This is a genomic window from Streptomyces sp. NPDC008121, from assembly GCF_042957155.1.
Lineage (GTDB): Bacteria > Actinomycetota > Actinomycetes > Streptomycetales > Streptomycetaceae > Streptomyces.
Genome location: NZ_JBIBHT010000002.1, coordinates 314,025 through 331,515, shown reverse-complemented (window position 1 = coordinate 331,515; position 17,491 = coordinate 314,025). Strand labels below are relative to the sequence as shown.

Annotated in this window: 12 protein-coding genes; 5 read left to right on the top strand and 7 right to left on the bottom strand. The window is 73.1% G+C overall.

What is annotated here, in order from left to right; all coding sequences use genetic code 11:
* Positions 1-200: 200 nt before the first annotated feature.
* Positions 201-533 carry a nuclear transport factor 2 family protein gene (locus ACFZBD_RS07100; protein WP_391136809.1) on the top strand — a complete coding sequence of 111 codons (333 nt, stop codon included), beginning with the start codon at positions 201-203 and terminating at the stop codon, positions 531-533.
* A gap of 444 nt (positions 534-977) precedes the next feature.
* On the top strand, positions 978-2,519 hold the full coding sequence (locus ACFZBD_RS07095) for a polysaccharide lyase family 1 protein (protein WP_391136806.1): 1,542 nt from the start codon (positions 978-980) through the stop codon (positions 2,517-2,519).
* Positions 2,520-2,634: 115 nt separating this feature from the next.
* On the opposite strand, the gene ACFZBD_RS07090 is transcribed toward ACFZBD_RS07095, so the two are convergent.
* Complete coding sequence (locus tag ACFZBD_RS07090) at positions 2,635-3,567, bottom strand: GNAT family N-acetyltransferase (protein WP_391136803.1); 933 nt, start codon at positions 3,565-3,567, stop codon at positions 2,635-2,637.
* A 247-nt stretch (positions 3,568-3,814) separates the two neighbouring features.
* Between ACFZBD_RS07090 and ACFZBD_RS07085 the strand changes: the two genes are divergently transcribed.
* On the top strand, positions 3,815-4,387 hold the full coding sequence (locus ACFZBD_RS07085) for an antibiotic biosynthesis monooxygenase (RefSeq protein ID WP_391136800.1): 573 nt from the start codon (positions 3,815-3,817) through the stop codon (positions 4,385-4,387).
* A 47-nt stretch (positions 4,388-4,434) separates the two neighbouring features.
* Here ACFZBD_RS07085 and ACFZBD_RS07080 read toward each other — a convergent pair whose 3' ends face one another.
* Complete coding sequence (locus ACFZBD_RS07080) at positions 4,435-5,178, bottom strand: DUF4232 domain-containing protein (RefSeq protein ID WP_391136797.1); 744 nt, start codon at positions 5,176-5,178, stop codon at positions 4,435-4,437.
* A 262-nt stretch (positions 5,179-5,440) separates the two neighbouring features.
* Between ACFZBD_RS07080 and ACFZBD_RS07075 the strand changes: the two genes are divergently transcribed.
* Entirely contained in the window at positions 5,441-6,868 is a 1,428-nt protein-coding gene (locus ACFZBD_RS07075) for a helix-turn-helix domain-containing protein (RefSeq protein WP_391138512.1), read from the top strand.
* 48 nt (positions 6,869-6,916) lie between these two features.
* Here ACFZBD_RS07075 and ACFZBD_RS07070 read toward each other — a convergent pair whose 3' ends face one another.
* The 3 genes from ACFZBD_RS07070 to ACFZBD_RS07060 form a co-directional block, all read right to left on the bottom strand.
* Complete coding sequence (locus tag ACFZBD_RS07070) at positions 6,917-7,201, bottom strand: hypothetical protein (protein ID WP_391136795.1); 285 nt, start codon at positions 7,199-7,201, stop codon at positions 6,917-6,919.
* On the bottom strand, positions 7,198-7,521 hold the full coding sequence (locus tag ACFZBD_RS07065; RefSeq protein ID WP_391136792.1) for a hypothetical protein: 324 nt from the start codon (positions 7,519-7,521) through the stop codon (positions 7,198-7,200). Before ACFZBD_RS07065 ends, ACFZBD_RS07070 begins: the two co-directional genes overlap by 4 nt.
* A gap of 218 nt (positions 7,522-7,739) precedes the next feature.
* A complete protein-coding gene (locus ACFZBD_RS07060) occupies positions 7,740-8,039 on the bottom strand; it encodes a hypothetical protein (RefSeq protein ID WP_391136789.1) in 300 nt (99 codons plus the stop codon).
* 239 nt (positions 8,040-8,278) lie between these two features.
* Here ACFZBD_RS07060 and ACFZBD_RS07055 point away from each other — a divergent pair, with 239 nt between their 5' ends.
* Positions 8,279-10,705 (top strand): SpoIIE family protein phosphatase, encoded by a 2,427-nt coding sequence (locus tag ACFZBD_RS07055; RefSeq protein WP_391136785.1) that lies wholly within the window; start codon positions 8,279-8,281, stop codon positions 10,703-10,705.
* Positions 10,706-10,715: 10 nt separating this feature from the next.
* On the opposite strand, the gene ACFZBD_RS07050 is transcribed toward ACFZBD_RS07055, so the two are convergent.
* Positions 10,716-11,045, bottom strand: a complete 330-nt coding sequence (locus tag ACFZBD_RS07050; RefSeq protein WP_391136782.1) for a hypothetical protein — start codon at positions 11,043-11,045, stop codon at positions 10,716-10,718.
* A 181-nt stretch (positions 11,046-11,226) separates the two neighbouring features.
* Positions 11,227-17,403 carry a DNRLRE domain-containing protein gene (locus ACFZBD_RS07045; protein WP_391136779.1) on the bottom strand — a complete coding sequence of 2,059 codons (6,177 nt, stop codon included), beginning with the start codon at positions 17,401-17,403 and terminating at the stop codon, positions 11,227-11,229.
* Positions 17,404-17,491 lie beyond the last annotated feature (88 nt).

Sequence of the window (17,491 nt, the reverse complement as noted above, 5' to 3'; positions counted from 1 at the left end):
CCCCAACCCAACAGACAAGCAGCGAAAACGACCCGAAAGACGCGTGTGCGGAGGTCAGTTTTGCCGCTGGGCACCCCAGTTGTAAACGGTGTGGAGATCTCGTGGCGGTGATAGGCCCGCGATAGTGCGGGGTTGCGGCGGCGGAGCACGGTGGAACCTGCCGCCGCCTGGCAGGAGGCGGACGTACGAAAGGACGTGTCATGAACAGTCGTCAGGCGAGGCGGCTGCCGCCCAGCAGTCTGATCACCGACTCCGGAGTCGACCACGTGCGGCTGGCCTACCACTACCTCGACACCGGGGACCTGGACGGCTTCTCGTCACTCCTCCACGAGGACGCGCGGCTGGAGAACCCGGCCCCGGGCTGCCGCCATCACATCGAACGGATCGTGGCCTCCGGCGACTGTGTCGTCGCGATCGGCCGCCTCTCCCCGCAACAGGTCGACTTCGTCGATGTGTTCACCCTCTCCGACGAGGGCATGCTGCGCAGCCGCCGCCGCTACGCCGCCCACCCGCGCATTCCGACGACCCGCTGACACGGCCCGCGCGCCGCCGGGCCGCCCGCCGCCCGATGACGCGTACCCCGGCGCCTCCCTTCCCGTCCCGCCGGCAGGTGACAGCCCGGCGGGACGGTCACGTGTACCTCCCTGGCCCGCACCCGGCCTGCACCGACCGCACCCGGCGTTCACCGGACCGCTTCTGGCCTTCGCCCGACCGCACCCGGCGGCCCGCCGGGTGCGCCGTCGTTCTGCCGACGCTGCCCCTCGCCTGCCCGGTTCCGCAGCCCCCCAAGCGCGGGTGAAAGGGACCTGTCCCCGATCGTGTGACATGGCATCAGATAGGGCGCACCGCACATAGAAAGCGATTGCCGCAGACCCCTGCAAGAGTCTTGCCGACCGGCGTTCGCCGCCCTATCGTCGCCGGGCAGAAAGCGCTTTCTGATCGAACGCTCACACGTGGAAGACGAAGGGGAGATCAGGATGAGACGACCCGTCGCACGACGGTTCAACGCGGCGCTGGCCTCGATGGCCGTGGCGGCCGCCGCCGGTGTGGTGCTGGTGATGCCCGAGGCATCCGCAGCCGTGACCGGCGGCGCCACCGGCTACGCGACCCAGAACGGTGGCACCACCGGCGGCGCGGGAGGGCAGACGGTGCGGGCGACGACCGGGACCGCGATCCACGCGGCCCTGTGCGGCCGGGCCGCGAGCAGCACCCCGATCGTCATCGAGGTCGAGGGCACCATCAACCACGGCAACACCGCCAAGGTGTCCGGGAGCAGTTGCTCCACCGCCGCGGGCGTGATCGAGCTCAAGCAGATCAGCAACGTCACGATCGTCGGGGTGGGCGCCGGGGCCGTCTTCGACCAGCTCGGCATCCACATCCGGGAGTCCCGCAACGTCATCATCCAGAACGTGACCGTCCGGAACGTCAAGAAGTCGGGGTCGCCCACCTCCAACGGCGGCGACGCCATCGGCATGGAGAGCGATGTCCGCAACGTCTGGGTCGACCACGTCACCCTGGAGGCGTCCGGCGGCGAGTCCGAGGGCTTCGACGGCCTCTTCGACATGAAGGACGGCACGCAGTACGTGACCCTGTCCTACAGCACCCTGCGCAACTCCGGCCGCGGCGGCCTCATCGGGTCCAGCGAGAGCGACCTCTCCAACGGCTACATCACGTACCACCACAACCTGTACGAGAACATCGACTCCCGCGCGCCCCTGCTGCGCGGCGGCATCGCGCACCTCTACAACAACCACTACGCCAGGCTGAACGAATCCGGCATCAACTCCCGCGCCGGGGCCCGGGCCAAGGTCGACAACAACTACTTCGAGGACTCCAAGGACGTCCTCGGCACCTTCTACACCGACGCCGCCGGCTACTGGCAGGTCAGCGGCAACGTCTTCGACAACGTGACCTGGTCGGCCCCCGGCACGGACAACAAGCCCGCCGGCCCGAACCCGCAGTCCACCACCACGGTCGCCGTTCCGTACGCCTACACCCTCGACGCGGCCGCCTGCGTACCGGACGTGGTGAGCCGCACGGCGGGCGCCGGCAAGGGACTCCGGGTGTCCGACGGCTCCTGCTCCCCCCAGACCCCGTCCCCGTCCCCGACCACCCCCACCCCGTCCCCGACCACCCCGGACCCGACCCAGCCCGGCGGCACCAACCTCAGCCTCGGGGCCGGCGCCGACGGCTCCAGCAAGGCGGCCGGGACGAGCTTCGGCAACGTCCGTGACGGTGACTCCGCCACCTACTGGTCCCCGGCCGGCGCGACCGGCTCCGTCTCGATCAAGTGGCCCGCGGCCACCTCCGTCTCCCGGATCGCACTCCGCGAGGCCTCCGGCTCCGCGGGCCGGATCGGAACCTGGCGGCTCCTCGACGGCGACACCGGCACCGTCCTGGCCTCCGGCACGGGAGCGGGAGCGATCACCTTCCCCCGCACCTCGCTCAGGAAGCTGACCTTCGAGATCACCGGCTCGACGGGCACCCCGCAGGTCGCCGAGTACGAGACCTACGCCTGACCTGGCCCCCGAGGGCGGAGGCCGCCCTGCGCACCGGCCTCCGCTTTCGGGAACGGCTCCCGCCCGGCCGGCCGGTCAGCGGGAACGACCCGTCCGCAGGCCGCCGGCCGGCCGGTCAGAGAGCGCGGCTGAACTCCAGGCGGTCGGCGAAGTTCTCGTACCCCGCCCGGGTGAAGGCCTTCGCCATGGCCGTGTTGGCCGCGTCGCAGTCGCCGCGGATCTCCTCGGCGCCGTGCGCCGCGAGGATCCGCGTGCCGCGCGCCACGGCCGAGGCGGCGTAGCCCTTGCCGCGGTGCGCAGGCGCGACCCCGACGAAGCCGATCACGGCGACACTCGGGTTCTCCGCCGGCAGGCTGATCACGGCCGGGCTGCCGTCGGCGTCGTAGCCGATCTCCCACCACGACGGCTCGTGCCGCAGCTCGGCCGTCTCCTCGAAGAGCTGCTCGGCCGCGCGCCGCGCGCCGAACCGTTCGACGTCGGCGGCCAGCCGGGCGTCGGCGGTCTCGGCCAGCAGCTCCGCCAGGAGGGAGACGAACGGCCCGGGGCCGAGCTCGGCGAGGGAGCGGAACGTCAGCCGGGCGTCGTCGGCCGGCAGCTCACCGGCGGTCCCGCGACGGAACCGCCGTCCGTCCCGGATCACCCGGAAGCCGGCGCCCCGCAGCAGCTCGCCCCGACGCTCCGGATCGCGCTGCCACTGCGGAGCCTGCGCGGGGGAGTCGACCACATGCTCCAACTCCTCCGCCCCGCAGGCCCGCGCGTGCGCCGCCGCCGCGTCCAGAAGAGCCGATCCCGTCGCCTGCTCGTCGCCAGGCGCCTCGAACAGGACGAACGCGTACGGCACCTCCTGCCCCGGCAGGGTCCACAGCACCACGCTGCCGACCGCCCGCCCCGTACCGTCCTCGGCGACCAGGCACCACTCGGGCCGGGTGCACCCCGTGTCGAGCAACTGGGCGAGGTAGGCGCGCGTCGCCGCGTTGCGCTCGGCGTCGCCGGGATACTCCAGCAGGGCGGGAAGCTCGTCGGGACGGGCAGGACGGATCAAGGTCACGGAGAGGCCTTCGCGGCTCGGGGTCAGGAACGATCGCCCGCAGAACCTAACGCCCCGACCGGCAGCGGCTCCACCCCGTTTCGCCCGGAAGCGACCGGACGGAGACGGCCGGACGGAAACGGCCGGACGGAAAGCCCGTGACCAGGCGCGCCGGCCCCTCCCCAGGACCGGGACGGTGCCCCGCCGCTCCCCGCCCGCCGGGCCGCGTAGAGTGGGCGGCGGCGCGGCGCGATCACGAGGAGTACGAGTGACTGCGGTGAGCCTTGAGCACACCACCGTCCCCGCCGACACCGGCGAGGTGACCCTGCTGATAGCCCGCCGGGTGGAGCCCGGGTACGAAGCCCCGTTCGAGCGGTGGGCGCAGGGCATCCTGGACAGCGCGGCGAAGTTCCCCGGCCATCTCGGCTACGGCCTCTTCCGCTCCACCGGCGGCGACGCCCCCTGGTTCCTGGTCCACCGCTTCCGCGACGCGGCGGCCTGCCGCGCCTGGCAGGACTCGCCGGAGCGGGCGGCCTGGTTCGACGACTGCCAGGGACACCACCACACCGAGATCGCCCGGCGCGAACTGACCGGAATGGAGACCTGGTTCGCCAAGCCGGGCTCGACCCTCCCGGCGCCCCCGCGGTGGAAGATGGCGATCAGCGCCACCCTGGCGATCTACCCCATCTCCCTTCTGGGGAGCTACTTCCTGATGCCGCGACTGGCCGCGCTGCCGGTGGTGCTCAGCAGCGCGGTCGTCGCGTGTGTCTTCAACGTGCTGATGACGTACGTGGCGATGCCGGCCGTCAGCAGGATGCTGAGGGGCTGGCTCGGCCGCTGAGACCCTCCCCGCCGCACCGTCGGTTCGCGGCGGACGGTACGCGGCGGTCAGTACGACAGCGCGTCCTCGAAGCTGGTCGTCCAGTACATGACCTTGGCGTCATCCGTCTTGTAGGTGCCCGAAGGGAGCCCGAGCGTGGCGGACGGTCCCACGGAACCGGCCGTCTCACGCCCGGCGAAGTGCACCTCGAGCCGCGTGGCGGTGCGACCGTGGGCCTCGCTGCCTGCGCGCTCGCCCGTCAACACCACGGAGGCGTACGCGGACTCGCCCGGGGCCAGCCGGATCACGCTCTGCGGGCGGGTCGCTTCGTCGATCGCGGTGGCGGACTGCTCCTGGTCGAAGCGCAGCAGCGGCGCGCCGTAGAGGTCACAGGGCGCGGAGCCGCTGTTGGTGGTGGTGAGCAGCAGGTGGTTGATGGGGCGGGCCGGCCGCTTGACCGTGACCCGGGTGGTGCCGCCGGTGCAGGTGACCGCCTCGGCCCCGCCTCCCTGCTGCCCGGCGCTGCCCTTGCCGCCGCTGCTGTCGGAGGTCTGCCGCCCCTTGGTCCCGCCCGTTCCGGAGCCCGGGGTCGTGGAGCCGCCCGTGGCCGTGCCGCCCGCGCTCGTGCCGTCCGAGGCCGACGGGCCGGGCGAGGTCGGGGCGGTGGGCGCCACGGTGGCGGTGGAGGTCTTTCCGGAGGCGCCGGCCGAGGGAGTCTTGCCGGTCTCCGCAGCTCCGCAGGCGGAGGTGGTGAGAGCGGCGGCCAGAAGGGCGCCGGCGATGGTGGTGCGGCGGATGTCGAACGTACGCATGGTGTTCCCCCGTTGGGTGCGTGGTGGTGACGGTCGATCAGTGGAGGCGCCGGTTCGAGCGGCGCTGCACTCACCTTGCGTGCCGCCTTCGCGTTCGCACCAGCCAACAGGGACAATGTCGGAAGCCCGAACGTTCGCAACGGGGTTGACCTGCGGAAACGTACGATCCCTGGGATGCGTGCCTGGAACACGAATGCATGGCGAACGGCATGGCGAACGGCACGGTGAAGCAGCGTCCAGGGAAGGGACCGGTCGGGTGGGGATGGACAGCGAGGGCGTCGCGGACCTTCTGCGGGAGTGGAAGGAACGGTCCGGGCTGAGCTACGGCAGCCTGGCCAGACAGGCGCACATGAGCCCGTCCACCGTGCACCGGTACTGCAACAGCGACGCCGTGCCGACGGAGTTCGCCCCCGTGGAGAAGATCGCCCGGCTGTGCGGCGCGAGCCGCGAGGAGCTGCTGCGGCTCCACCGTCGCTGGATCGTCGCGGACGAAGCCCGCCGCCGCGCGAAGAACGCGACCGGTACGGAGCCGCTCTCCGCGACGGCCTCCCCGGCCCGGGAAGCCGAGCCGCACCCCGAGGCCGCCCAGCACCCCGAGGCCGCCCCGACCCCGGAAGCGGGTCCTCGCCCGGACCCGGACCCGGCCCCGGAGCCCGGGACGGCGTCAGACGCTTCCCCCGTATCCGGCCTGGACGACCGGGCCCCGGAGGTCGCCCCCGACCGCACCCGTCCGCGCCTCCCGGCCCGGCGGCCGCGCCGTCTCCTGCTGCCCCTGGGCGCGGCGGTGGCCACGGTCCTCGTCGCCGGGCTCGGAGCCTTCGCCCTCTGGCCCGGCGAGCGGGACCTCCCCCTCGCCCACGGCCCGGCCGGCAACCCCACGGCCCCCACGAACCCCGGCCGTACCTTCGGTACCCCGTCCGCCTCCGCCCCCACGGCCGGTACGCCTTCCTCCACCGGCACCGCCCCGGCCCCCGCGGCCCCGGACGCCGGCCGGGCGACGCGTACCCCGCCGGGCGGAAGCGGCGCGGGAGCCGACGGCGACTCCGCCCCCGGCCGGCAGCGGCCGCGCGTGCCCCTGGCGGCGGACGTGAACCCGTACGTCTGGAAGGACCCGTGCAGCCAGGTCTACGTAGTGGACCGGGAGCCCGGGAAGATGCCGCCGCCGCCGACCGAGCAGGACGCGCGGGGCTGGGTCACCTCGCTCTCCGGAGTCCCGGGGGGCGAGATGGTGATCGACGTGGCACTCCAGGGGCTCGGCGACGAGACCGTCATCCTCAAGGCCCTGCACGTGCGCACGGTCGCCGTCTCCGAGCCGCTTCCGGGCAACGCCTACGTGATGGGCGTCGGTTGCGGAGGGGAGGCGCGCCTGCAGAGCATGGACGTCAACCTGGACGCGCCGCGGCCGCGCCCCGTCCCGGTGGCCGGGTACCGGGGCGACCGCTTCGTTCCGGCATCGGACTTCCCGTACACGGTCTCGGCGAGCGACCCCCAGATCCTGAGGATCACCGCCCACACGCGGTCCCGGCACGTCCGGTGGTACCTGGAGATGGAATGGAGCAGCGGCGGCCGGAACGGCGTCCTCCGCCTGGACGACGGGGGGCGCCCCTTCACCACCAGCTCGGCCACGGGGCTGCCGACCTGGCAGCAGGCTCCGGGGGAGAGCGCCTGGGGGCCCTACCAGCGCGGCTGACGGTGCCGCCCGGCCGCCACTCCGGAGGGGTCCGCGGCCCCGCGGGGCTCAGGGACCGGCCAGCATGAAGATCAGTTCGACGCGTCCCGGTCTCTCGTCCTCCGGTTCGTGGACGCGGTACAGGATGGTGATCGTCGTGCCGGTGTCCACGGCGGGCTCGGTGGTGATGCGGCGGAGCTCCAGGGTCCGGATCGGCTCCGCGGTCGATGCCGGGCACCGCGGATCCGCGGCGAGGAGCGCGAGGGCGTCGTGCACGGCACGGCGACCGCCGGGGGAGAGGTGGGCGAACTCGGGATAGAGGCGTCGGGGCACCAACACGTGCCAGTGGGTCACGCGGCGCCCTTGTCGAGCTCGGCCCAGAGGTCGTCGACGTGCATGAGGTCGGTCTCGCCCGCGAGGGACGCCCGGACCGCGGTCGGCACCTCGGGCCGGGTCCGCAGGGCGACCAGGTGGCGGGCCTCGGTGATCACGGCCGTCTGCTCGCGCCCGAAGCGCGCGGCGTCCAGCCGGGCGTTGAACGCGGTCAGCTCGGCGGAGTCGATGAGGGCCAGGGCGGCGCGCAGCTCGGCGAGGGTCTGCGGGCCCTCGTGCGCCTCGATCCGGTACGGACTGGCGTACGCCGGCGACGGCGTCTGGTGCGGCAGGGCGCTCATGGTGGGGGCCTCCTCACTCTCGTACGGTCACCACGGTACTGACGGCGGGACCGTGCCGGGAGAGGCCCGACCGCTTCCGTTGCGTACGAGTGCGCCTCGGCGGCCCCGCTCCCTCCCGGTTCGGGCAGGCGAACGGAGCAGAGGGGGTGGAGGGGGTTGCCGAGACGCGGGTGACGGGGGTGACGCGGGGGTCTCGCGTCGGCCGGAGCCCGATCGGCTCAGCGCGGGATCTCCAGGGCGGCCAGTCCCTTGCCCAGGTCCTCACGGTTCATGACCGGCGTGTACGTGATCTTCGCGCCCAGCTCCATGAAGAAGGACTCCGCGGTCCTCGGCATGTCCGAGGAGTCGGCCAGGTCGAAGAAGAGGTACGCCGTCCGGGAGCCGTTCTCGGTCGTAAAGTAGGCGGCCTCGGGGCGGATCACCTCCATCGCCTTCTCCATCGTCTTCTGCAGCGTGCCCGACTTGATGGCCTCGTTGGAGAGCTGGGTGTCCATCTGCACCTTCAACAACATGCGCATGATGACGGCCTTTCCCGGCCGGGCGGACGCTCCGTTCGGCGCGCCTTCACACCCGGCGCCCGTACTCCCAGCGTCCCCCCATCCCGTCAGGGGGACCAGTCGACCGCCGGTACACGCGGCCCGGGACGGGCCGCGGGAGGGGGCCGCACCGGCCCGGGGGCGCCGCCCGTGCGGCCCGAGCGCGGTTGTGCCGTGGGAACCCCCGACCGACTATGAGGGTACGCAGGAAGGCAGGTGCCATGAGCGCGGTGTACGCGGCCGAGGACGCCGACTTCCGTGGCCCCCTCGACGTGACGAAAGCGGCGACTGCCGTCCTGGACGCCGACGGCACGATCGTGGGCTGGGGACCGGCTGCCTACGCGCTGCTCGGCTACCCTCCGCAGGAGGCGGTGGGCCGCCCCCTGCGCACCTTCGTCGCCGACCGGGCCGGCCGGGACGGCTCCGTCACCTCGCCGCCCGGCGCGGCGCGGGCCCGGCACGAGCTGTTCCGCATGCGCCACCGGGACGGCCACCACATCCGGGTCGCGACCGCCAGCCTTCCGCTCTCTCACACCGGGGCCGGTCCCTCCCGGCTGCTCTTCATGGCGGACGCGGACGAGACGGAACGCTGGGAGGCGCTCCAGTCGATGCTCCGGGGCCTGGCGACCGAATCGCCCGTCGGCCTGGCCATCTACGACCTCGACCTGCTGGTCGTCTGGACCAACCGCGCCCTCTACCGCGAGATGGGCAACTCGCAGTACGCCGGACTCGGCCCGGACGAGATGGTCACCGAGGGGGAGATCCTCTCCGCGGGCTACCCGGACACGCTGGAGGAGACGATGCGGCGGGTGCTCGACACCGGCGATCCCGTGATCGAGCTCCACTACAGCGGCCGCCCGCCGTCCGACCCCGAGCACGACCACGTCTGGTCCTGTTCCTACTACCGGCTCGAGGACTCGAACGGCACCCCCCTGGGCGTGTGCGAGGAGACCGTGGACATCACGGACCGTTACCTCGCCCAGCAGCGTCTGGACCTCCTCGTCCGGGCCGGCGCACGGGTCGGCACCTCGCTGGACATGACCCGTACGGCCCAGGAACTCGCGACGGTCGCGGTCCCGCAGTTCTCCGACAGTGTCACCGTCGACCTCATCGACGTCGTCCTCAGGGGCGAACAGCCGGTGCCGGGGACGGCGAACGCCAAGCGGGTCGTCCGCGTCTGGGAAGGCTCACCCGGTCCCCCCGGGCCGTCCGGCTCACCCGGTCCGCCCGGCCGGTTCCGGACGATCGTGCACGCGGCCGACTCGCTCCAGGCCCGCTGCCTCGCCGACGAGAGCCCCGTCCTCGAACGGTCGGCGCGGGCGGGCGGCACGCACTCGCGGCTGGCCGTACCGCTGCTGACCGAGGCCGCGCCGCTCGGCGTCGTCACGTTCAGCCGCGACAGCCACCCCGACGCGTTCGAGACCGGGGATCTGATCGTGGCCGAGGAACTGGTCGCCCGGGCGGCCGTCAGCATCGACAACGCCCGCCGCTTCACCCGGGAGCACGCCGCCGCCCTCACCCTCCAGCGCAGCCTGCTGCCCCGGCACCTGCCCCGGCTCACCGGCGTCGACGTCGCCCACCGCTACCTGCCGGCCGACACCGGCGCCGGAGTGGGCGGCGACTGGTACGACGTCATCGCCCTGTCGGGCACCCGCGTCGGGTTGGTCGTCGGCGACGTCGTCGGCCACGGCGTACGCGCCGCCGCCACCATGGGCCGCATCCGTACCAGCGTGCGCGCGCTCGCCCGGCTCGACCTGCCGCCCGACGAACTCCTCACCCGCCTCGACGAGCTCATCACCCACGACGCCCACGAACAGGCCTCGGTCGAGGCCGAGACCGACGACGCGGCCCTGGGCGTGACCTGCCTGTACGCCGTGTACGACCCGGTCACCGGGAAGTGCAGCATGGCCCGGGCGGGCCATCCGCTGCCCTCCGTCGTCGACCCCGTCACGGGGGCCGTCACCCAGCTCGACCTGCCCGCCGGGCCGCCGCTGGGCCTCGGCGGTCTGCCGTTCGAGAGCGCCGACCACACCCTCCCCGAGGGCAGCGTCATCGCCCTGTACACCGACGGGCTCGTCCAGGGCAGGGGCCGGGACCGCGACGCCGAACTCGAGGCCCTGCACGGTGTCCTCGCCGAGCGCCCGCCCTCCCCCGCCGGGGGCCCGCCGCCGCTGGACGACCTGTGCGAGCGGATCGTCGACACGCTGCTGCCGGGACCGGTCGACGACGACGCCGCGATCCTCCTCGTCCGCACCCGGGTCCTGGACAGCCACGAGGTCGCCGCCTGGGACCTGTCCGACGAACCCGCGGTGGTGGGCCGGGCCCGCGCCCTGGCCACCGGACAGGTCGACGCGTGGGGCCTGGACGGCGAACTCTCGTTCACCACCGAACTGGTCGTCAGCGAGCTGGTCACCAACGCCATCCGCTACGCCTCGGGCCCCGTCCAGCTCCGGCTGATCCGCGACCGCACCCTGATCTGCGAGGTCTCCGACACCGGCCACACCTCGCCCCACCTGCGCCGCGCCGGCAACGACGACGAGGGCGGGCGGGGTCTGTTCCTCATCGCGCAGATGACCCAGCACTGGGGCACCCGCTACACCGCCACCGGCAAGACGATCTGGGCCGAACAGCCCCTGCCGCCCCCTTAGGGGGTGTCCGCTACAGCGGGACGCGCGCCACCAGCGCGGCGAGCAGGACGCAGGCCACCGCGGCCACCCAGAAGCGGGGGGAGCGGGTGTCGTCGAGGGTCTTGCGCTTCGTGCCGGCCTTGCGGAGGGCCGTCTCCACGAGCGGGGCGATGCCGACGGCGACGTACACGCGGAGCGCGGTCTCGAGCAGCGGCAGGTCATCGGGGGCCGGCAGGAGGAGGAAGGCCAGGACGAACCCGGCGCCGACGGCCGACTCGAGCCACCGGCTACGGCCGTGCCGCACGACCAGGACGGCCTGGGCGGCGAGGAGCAGGAGAAGGGCGGCCTGGAACACGATCACTGAGACGTCCTCGCTTCCGGGAGGCCGGCCGAAGCCGGTCGTACGAAGGAGAGCCACGCGACGGGAGGTCGCGCGGGGGCACCGAGCGGGGAGCGAGCAGCCCCATCGCTCCGTGCGGGACCGAAGAGCGGGGAGGGAACCCCACCGCGTCGCCGCGGCCGGGCTCCCTCCCCTCACACCGCTACTTCTTCCAGCGGTTGACCTTGATCTTCGGGTACATCACCCAGGACCAGAACCCGGATTTCTTCCAGATCCCGATCGTGATCTTGACGCCCTTGCTCTTGGGCATCGCGTTCTTGAGCTGGATCTCGGTGGCGAACCACCGCATGGCACCGCCGATGGCCTCCAGCGCGAGGCCCGCGATCTTGGCCCAGAACGCCGGCATGGTCAGGCCGATCCGGCCGAAGGCCGACACCAGACGCGCGCCCGCCTTGAGGGACCGGGCCAGCTTCTTGGCCTTCTTCTTCTTGACGTTCCAGACCTTCTTCTTCTTCCAGCGCTGGCCGTCCAGGTCCTGCGAGTTCACCGGATCGCCCGGGTACGCGTAGGCGCTGAGCGAGCCGCCCGGGACCGGGTCGGCCTGCAGGAAGCGGCCGGTGGCCGGGGAGTAGAGGCGGACGCCCATCAGCGTGGAGCCGCTCAGCGTCTCCGAGGAGCGCTGGTGGCCGCCGACCCAGCCGTAGCGCGCGGCGGCCGCGCCCCCGGTGGGGTTGCCGTACTCGTCGGTGCGCAGCACCACGGGCGCCTGGGCGGTGTCCGCCGGAAGCTGGACGGAGACGTCGCCGTGCAGGTTGAGCAGCTGCAGGACGAGCCCGCCGGTCTTGTCCGTCGTCGCGGTCAACTGCCCGCTGAGGCCGTTGACATAGCGGGTGACGGTGCTGCCCTGGGCGTCCTCGGCGGTCCAGGTCGGGTTGTCCCCGGTGCCGTAGTGATGCGTCTTGGACTCGGTCCGGGTCCAGGTGCCGTCGGTGCCCTTGGCCTCCACCGTCCACGCGGCCAGGCGGCCGGTGGCGTCGAGGTTCCAGGTCTGGCGGCGGTCGCCGACGGTCTCGCTGTGGACGAGGTCGTTGGCGTAGTACGTCAGCCGGGCACCGGCCGGGGTGGCGGTGGTGCGGCCGAACGCGTCGTAGGCGTAGCCGGCGTCGACGATCCGGTCGGCGCTGTCGTACGTGTGCGAGACGCTGGTGGAGCCGGTCCCTCCCTCGGAGCAGTCGGCCGTGGTCAGGCCGGTGCGGTTGCTGTTGGCGTCGAACGTGTAGGACCTGCGGGTGCACTGGGCGTCCGCGGTGTCCTTCGCGGTCACCAGCCGGCCCGCCGCGTCATAGGCGTACCCGGTGCCGGTGGCGGTGCCGCCGGACTGATCGTGCCCGGCCTGCTGCCCGTGCGCGGTGTGCCGGGTGGTATCGGAGAGCAGGGCCGTGCCGTCCGCGGACGCGTACCGGCGGGCGGTGGTGTTGCCCGCCGGGTCGCGGTCCACGGTCAGGGCGATCGCGCCGGGCAGCGTCTCGGTGGCGAGTTCGCCGTCCGCGTCGTAGGTACCGGCGAAGGCCCCGGCGACCGAGTCGGTCACCTTCGTGGCCAGACCGCGCGGTTCCACCGCGGTGTCGTAGGAGTAGGTGGTGGTGGACGGCGCCGAGTCGGTGACCCGGACCGGCCGGTCGAGGGAGTCGTATGCCGTGGTGACGGTGTTGCCGCTGCCGTCGGTGGTGCTGATCCGGCGGCCGAGCGCGTCGTAGCCGTACGCCACGGTGGCACCGGCGGCGCTCTGCGAGGCGACCTCGCCCGTCTGCGGGTGGTAGACGGTCGTGGCCTCCGGCAGCGCGGTCCCCGTGCCGCCGGTGACCGTGGACCGGGTCTGTCGGCCCGCCGCGTCGGTGGTGATCGTGGTGGTGCGGGTGACGCCGCCGGCGGTCTCGTCGACCGTGGCGACCGTGCCCCAACGGTCGTAGCCGTAGGTCTTGGTGGCCAGTTCCGCCGGGTGGGAGCCGCCGCCGGTGATCGCCCCGGCCGGGCGGGTGCGGCACACCAGACCGGCCCAGGCGGGCTTGCCCGCGCAGGTGCCGGTGCCGGTCGCCGACCAGTACTCGGTCAGGGTGGTCAGCGCGTCGGTGCCCTGCGAACGGCCCGACGTCTCCCGGGTCTTGCGGCCCGCGTCGTCGTACGCCGTGGTCGTGGTGATCGCCAGGCCGCCCGGGTCGACGACGCTGCGCGTCGGCCGGCCGGAGGCCCAGTCGTAACCGGTCGCCGTGGTGCGGCGGTCGGCGTCGGTGGCGTACCCCTGCACGGCCGCGCCGGTGACCGCGGTGGTCACCAGGTCCTGCACCGCCGCGTCGGCGGGCCGGCCCTCGTCGTAGGTGTTGACGGTGTGGGTGCGCGCCGGGACCTCGCTGCCCGCGGGCAGCGTCCCCTCGGAGGTGCCCCCGGCCAGAGGGCGCTCCAGGGTGACCAGGTGCAGCGGACCGTACTCCTCGGTCTCGCGGCGCCCGTCCGCGCTGTACACGGTCCGGGTGGAGAGCTGCTCGGCGCGCTCGGCGGCGGTCGCGTCGATGATGCCGAGCCGGGTCAGCTCCGCCTTGGCCGCGTCGGTGGCGCCGAGCGCGAGGGCCCGGTTGCCGGCGGTCAGGGAGCGCTCCTCGGAGCCGTACTGGTTGTAGTCGACGGCGTCGATGTGGCCGCCCGGATGGGCGGTGTTGACCTCACGGCCCGACGCGTCGGCGTACACGATCGTCGCCCGCCGGTACGCGTCCGCGGTCAGGGAGGTGCCGACGTGGGAGGCGGGGACCTGGTCCGCGGGGAAGACGGCGGTGGCCTCGACCGGGGCGTCGCTCTGGCCCCAGACGGCGACCGCGGCCGCGTTCATCTGGTGCGGCGCGTTCGCGCCGGACACCGGCACCTGGTAGACGACCGTGGTGACGGCCTTGCCGCCGTCGGTCTCGGTGGCGCTGCCCTGCTTCAGGGTCGGCCGCGCCGCGGACAGGAGCATGCCCTCGCCCGCCGTGACGGCGGTGCCGGCCTTGCCGTACGTCAGGGTCCACGGCAGCTCGCCGGGCTCGGTGAGCGTGGTGAGCCGGCCCGCGCCGTCGTAGCCGTACGCGGTCTTCAGGACGGGGCTGGTCCGCGGGTCCCAGACCTCGCGCAGGCGCCCGGAGGCGTCGTACGCGTACTGCGCGACGGTCTCGGCCGTGGCCGCGCCCGCGCCGGGCGAGGTGGCCCACAGCCTGATCTGCGCGACCTGCCCGGTGTACGAGCCGAACGCGGTCGCCGTGGCCGTGGTGGAGGACGCGTACACGTACTCCAGGACGCGGCAGCCGGCGGTGGCGGGCGTCGCCTGGCAGGTGGCCACGTCGACCGCCGGGGTGGCGCCGATCAGATACTTGGGGCGGGACTGGACCGTGCCGCCGGCCGCGACCTTCTCGGAGACGACGGTGGTGGTCGAGTCGTCCACCGACAGGGCGGTGGTCGCCAGCGTCCAGGAGGCCGCCGCGGCGTCGACCTTGCGGAAGACGCTCACCGTGCCGCTGGTGTCCTTCAGCGTGAACGTGCCGGTCAGGGAGCCCGCGAGGGTCAGGTCCTCGGAGCCCGACTCGGCCTTCCAGCCGCCGCCGCTGGTCGCGGTGAAGGCGGTGGCGACGCCTTCGGCGTCCAGGATCTCGACCGAGGTGGCCGAGGTCCTGCGCACCACCGTCCAGTCGGTGCCCGCCTCCTCGGCGCTCACGCCGGAGGACCAGTTGGGGCCGAAGATGCCGGCCTGGCCCTCCTGGACGTCCTGGGCCACCGGACGGCGCGAGGAGAGCGAACGCTCGACGGAGAGCCCGAAGGCCTCCGCGTCGGTGTCGCCGTAGGTGAAGTCGCCGGTCTGGGCGTTGACGGCACCGGGGCCGACCTCCAGGCTCGGCGCGTTGCCCGCCTGCCGGTCGAGGGTGACCTCGACGACCTGGGAGTGGTACGCGGAGGTGCCCGCGTGGAAGACCGCTCGCAGTTCGAGGACGCCGTCCTCGGCCAGGGAGGTCGCCGCGTCCCACACCAGCGGAGGGGCGGTGCCCGAGGTGACCTGAGCGGGCCAGCTGACGGCCCCGCCGGAGGCCGTGGTGACCTGGGCGGCCGGCACGGTCTTCCAGGCGTCGGTCTCGCCGCGCCGGTACTGGTACGTCACACCGGTGTACTCGCTCTTGCCCTTGGCCTGCAGGGCGATGCGGCGCGCCGTGTCGTCACCGTCGGCCGGGGAGAGGAGGGCGGCGCCGTCCGCGCCCACGCCGAAGGCGTAGGCGGTGACGTCGGGGGAGAGGTTGCCGCCGGAGTCGACGGTCTTGGCGCGCAGGGTGTGCCAGCCGTCGGCCGGGTCGACGGTGACGGTCAGCGGGTCGCCGCCGGTGCCGTCGACGGTGTCGTCCACGCGGTTCGGCAGGTTGGCGTCGTCCAGACCCCAGAGGAAGCCCTGGCCGTCGGTGGCCGCGGTGTCCAGGGTGCAGGTGACCGGGCCGCTCGCTCGGGCGGTCCAGGTGTCCTTGTCGTACGTCCCGCAGCTGATGGTGGGCGCGGCCGGCTTCCCGGTGTTCACGCCGAACCGCTGGTACGCGCTCCACGGGCCGTAGAACGTCCCGTCGTAACCGCGCACGCGGTAGCGCAGCTTCGGCCCCGAGGGCAGCTTGTCGGCCGTGGGGATCGTCAGGGTCGCGTTCGATCCGGACGCCACGGCGGCGCTGGTGCCGGTGTAGGTGTACGTCGTCTCGTTGTACGCTGGGTCCGGGGTGATCTCGAACTGGGCCCGGACCGTGGCGCCGTCGGGGTCGGTGACCTTCGCGGACAGGGTCGGGGTCAGCGAGGTCACGTACCGGATGCCGTTGTAGGCGTTGACCGCGGACGGCGATATCGCCGAGGCGGTCGGCGTGCCCGGGAAGGAGTCGTAGGTGACCGTCAGGTGCGGCTCCTGGGCGTGGTCGCCGCCGGCGTGGTTCGCCGAGCGGAAGCGCCGCCAGGTCAGGGAGTCGCTCTCGTCGGTGCCGCGGACCTGCAGCCCGTGGTTGGGCTGCCCGTCGGCCCACGCCTGCACGATCGCGTCGATGTCGAAGTCGACGGTGCCGGCCGGGCAGCTGGAGTTGTAGCCCTTCGCGGCGGTGCTGGTGACCGCGCCGGCGTCGGTCGTCGCCGGCTGGGCGCCCCAGGTGATCGCGGAGGAGTCCCAGCCACCGGTGACGCGCCGCACCTGGGTGCCGGAACCGGTGGTCTGGCAGGTGGACGCGTAGTACGAGTAGAGGCCCAGATTGGTGTCGTTGACGCGCTTGCCCTTGAGGGCCGACACGTCGAACTTCAGATAGGCGCGGGCCTTCGTCGTACCGCCGTCGTACGTGCCCGACTTCAGCTCGGGCGAGGACACCTGGGAATCCGGGAAGTTGGTGGCCACCCAGGTGTCGGTGGAGGCGGTCAGGGTGGAGGTCGGGTCGACCGTGACGGGGTAGGTCAGGTCCTTCGCGAAGTACGCCGGGTCGGGCGTCAGGACGAGGGTCTGCTTCCCGTCCTTCGCCGTCTCGATCGTCACCGGCACCTTCGCCAGGTGCCGGGACTCGCCCGAGCGCGGGTCCTTGGAGGAGTCCCACATCATGGGCGCGGGGGCCTCGGCGACCAGCTTGCCCGCGGGGTCCTTGAGCAGGAGCCGTCCGCTGGGGGCCTTGGAGAGCTTCAGGCCCTTCGCCTGGACGGGGATCCGGTACGTCGCCGGACCCGTGGGCGCCTTGGCCAGGTGGACGTTCTGGGAGAAGCCCTGCGGGAGCGCGGTGACGCTCAGGGTCTCGCCGCCGCCGAGGTCGTAGGCGGCGGTGTCCCCCTTCAGCTTCGGCGCGGGCAGTTTCTCCTCCCAGCCCATCGCGAAGCCGCGCCCGCTGCGGGTCACGGAGGCGAGCGCGGTGTCGCCGCCGTCGGAGACGGCGACGTCCGCCGTCGCGGTCAGGGGCTTCAGGTCGGCACCGGTGTCCGTCAGCGTGGTGTCGATGTCCTGCCAGGTGTCGCCGCGCTTGACGCGGACCGGAGCCGCGTAGACGGCCGTCTGCATCTGTCCGTCCGGCAGCACGTACGTCGCCGAGGTCTCGGTGCGTGCCGAGAGGACCTCGATCCGGCGCTTCTGCAGCCGGGCCATCAGCCGGGCGGAGGCCTCGTCCCGGGCCTCGGCGGGTCCTGTCGGGGCGGCGGCTAAGCCGGCCGCGGGGGCGGTGGTCCGCGGAGAACCGAGAGCGACGGCCTGGCCGGTGGTGGCGACGACCACGGCCGTCTCGGCGGCCAGGACGGCGGCGACCGCACCTGCGACGAGGCGGAGCCTCTGCCTGGTCGATCTGCGCGTACTCGACCACGGGGGTCTGTTGGGCACAATCCCTCCCACATCTTGTCTGTGCCACGTCAGTTCGTACGGCAGACAGATTTACGGATCACCGCGCGCGCCGTCCCCTCTGGAAGGA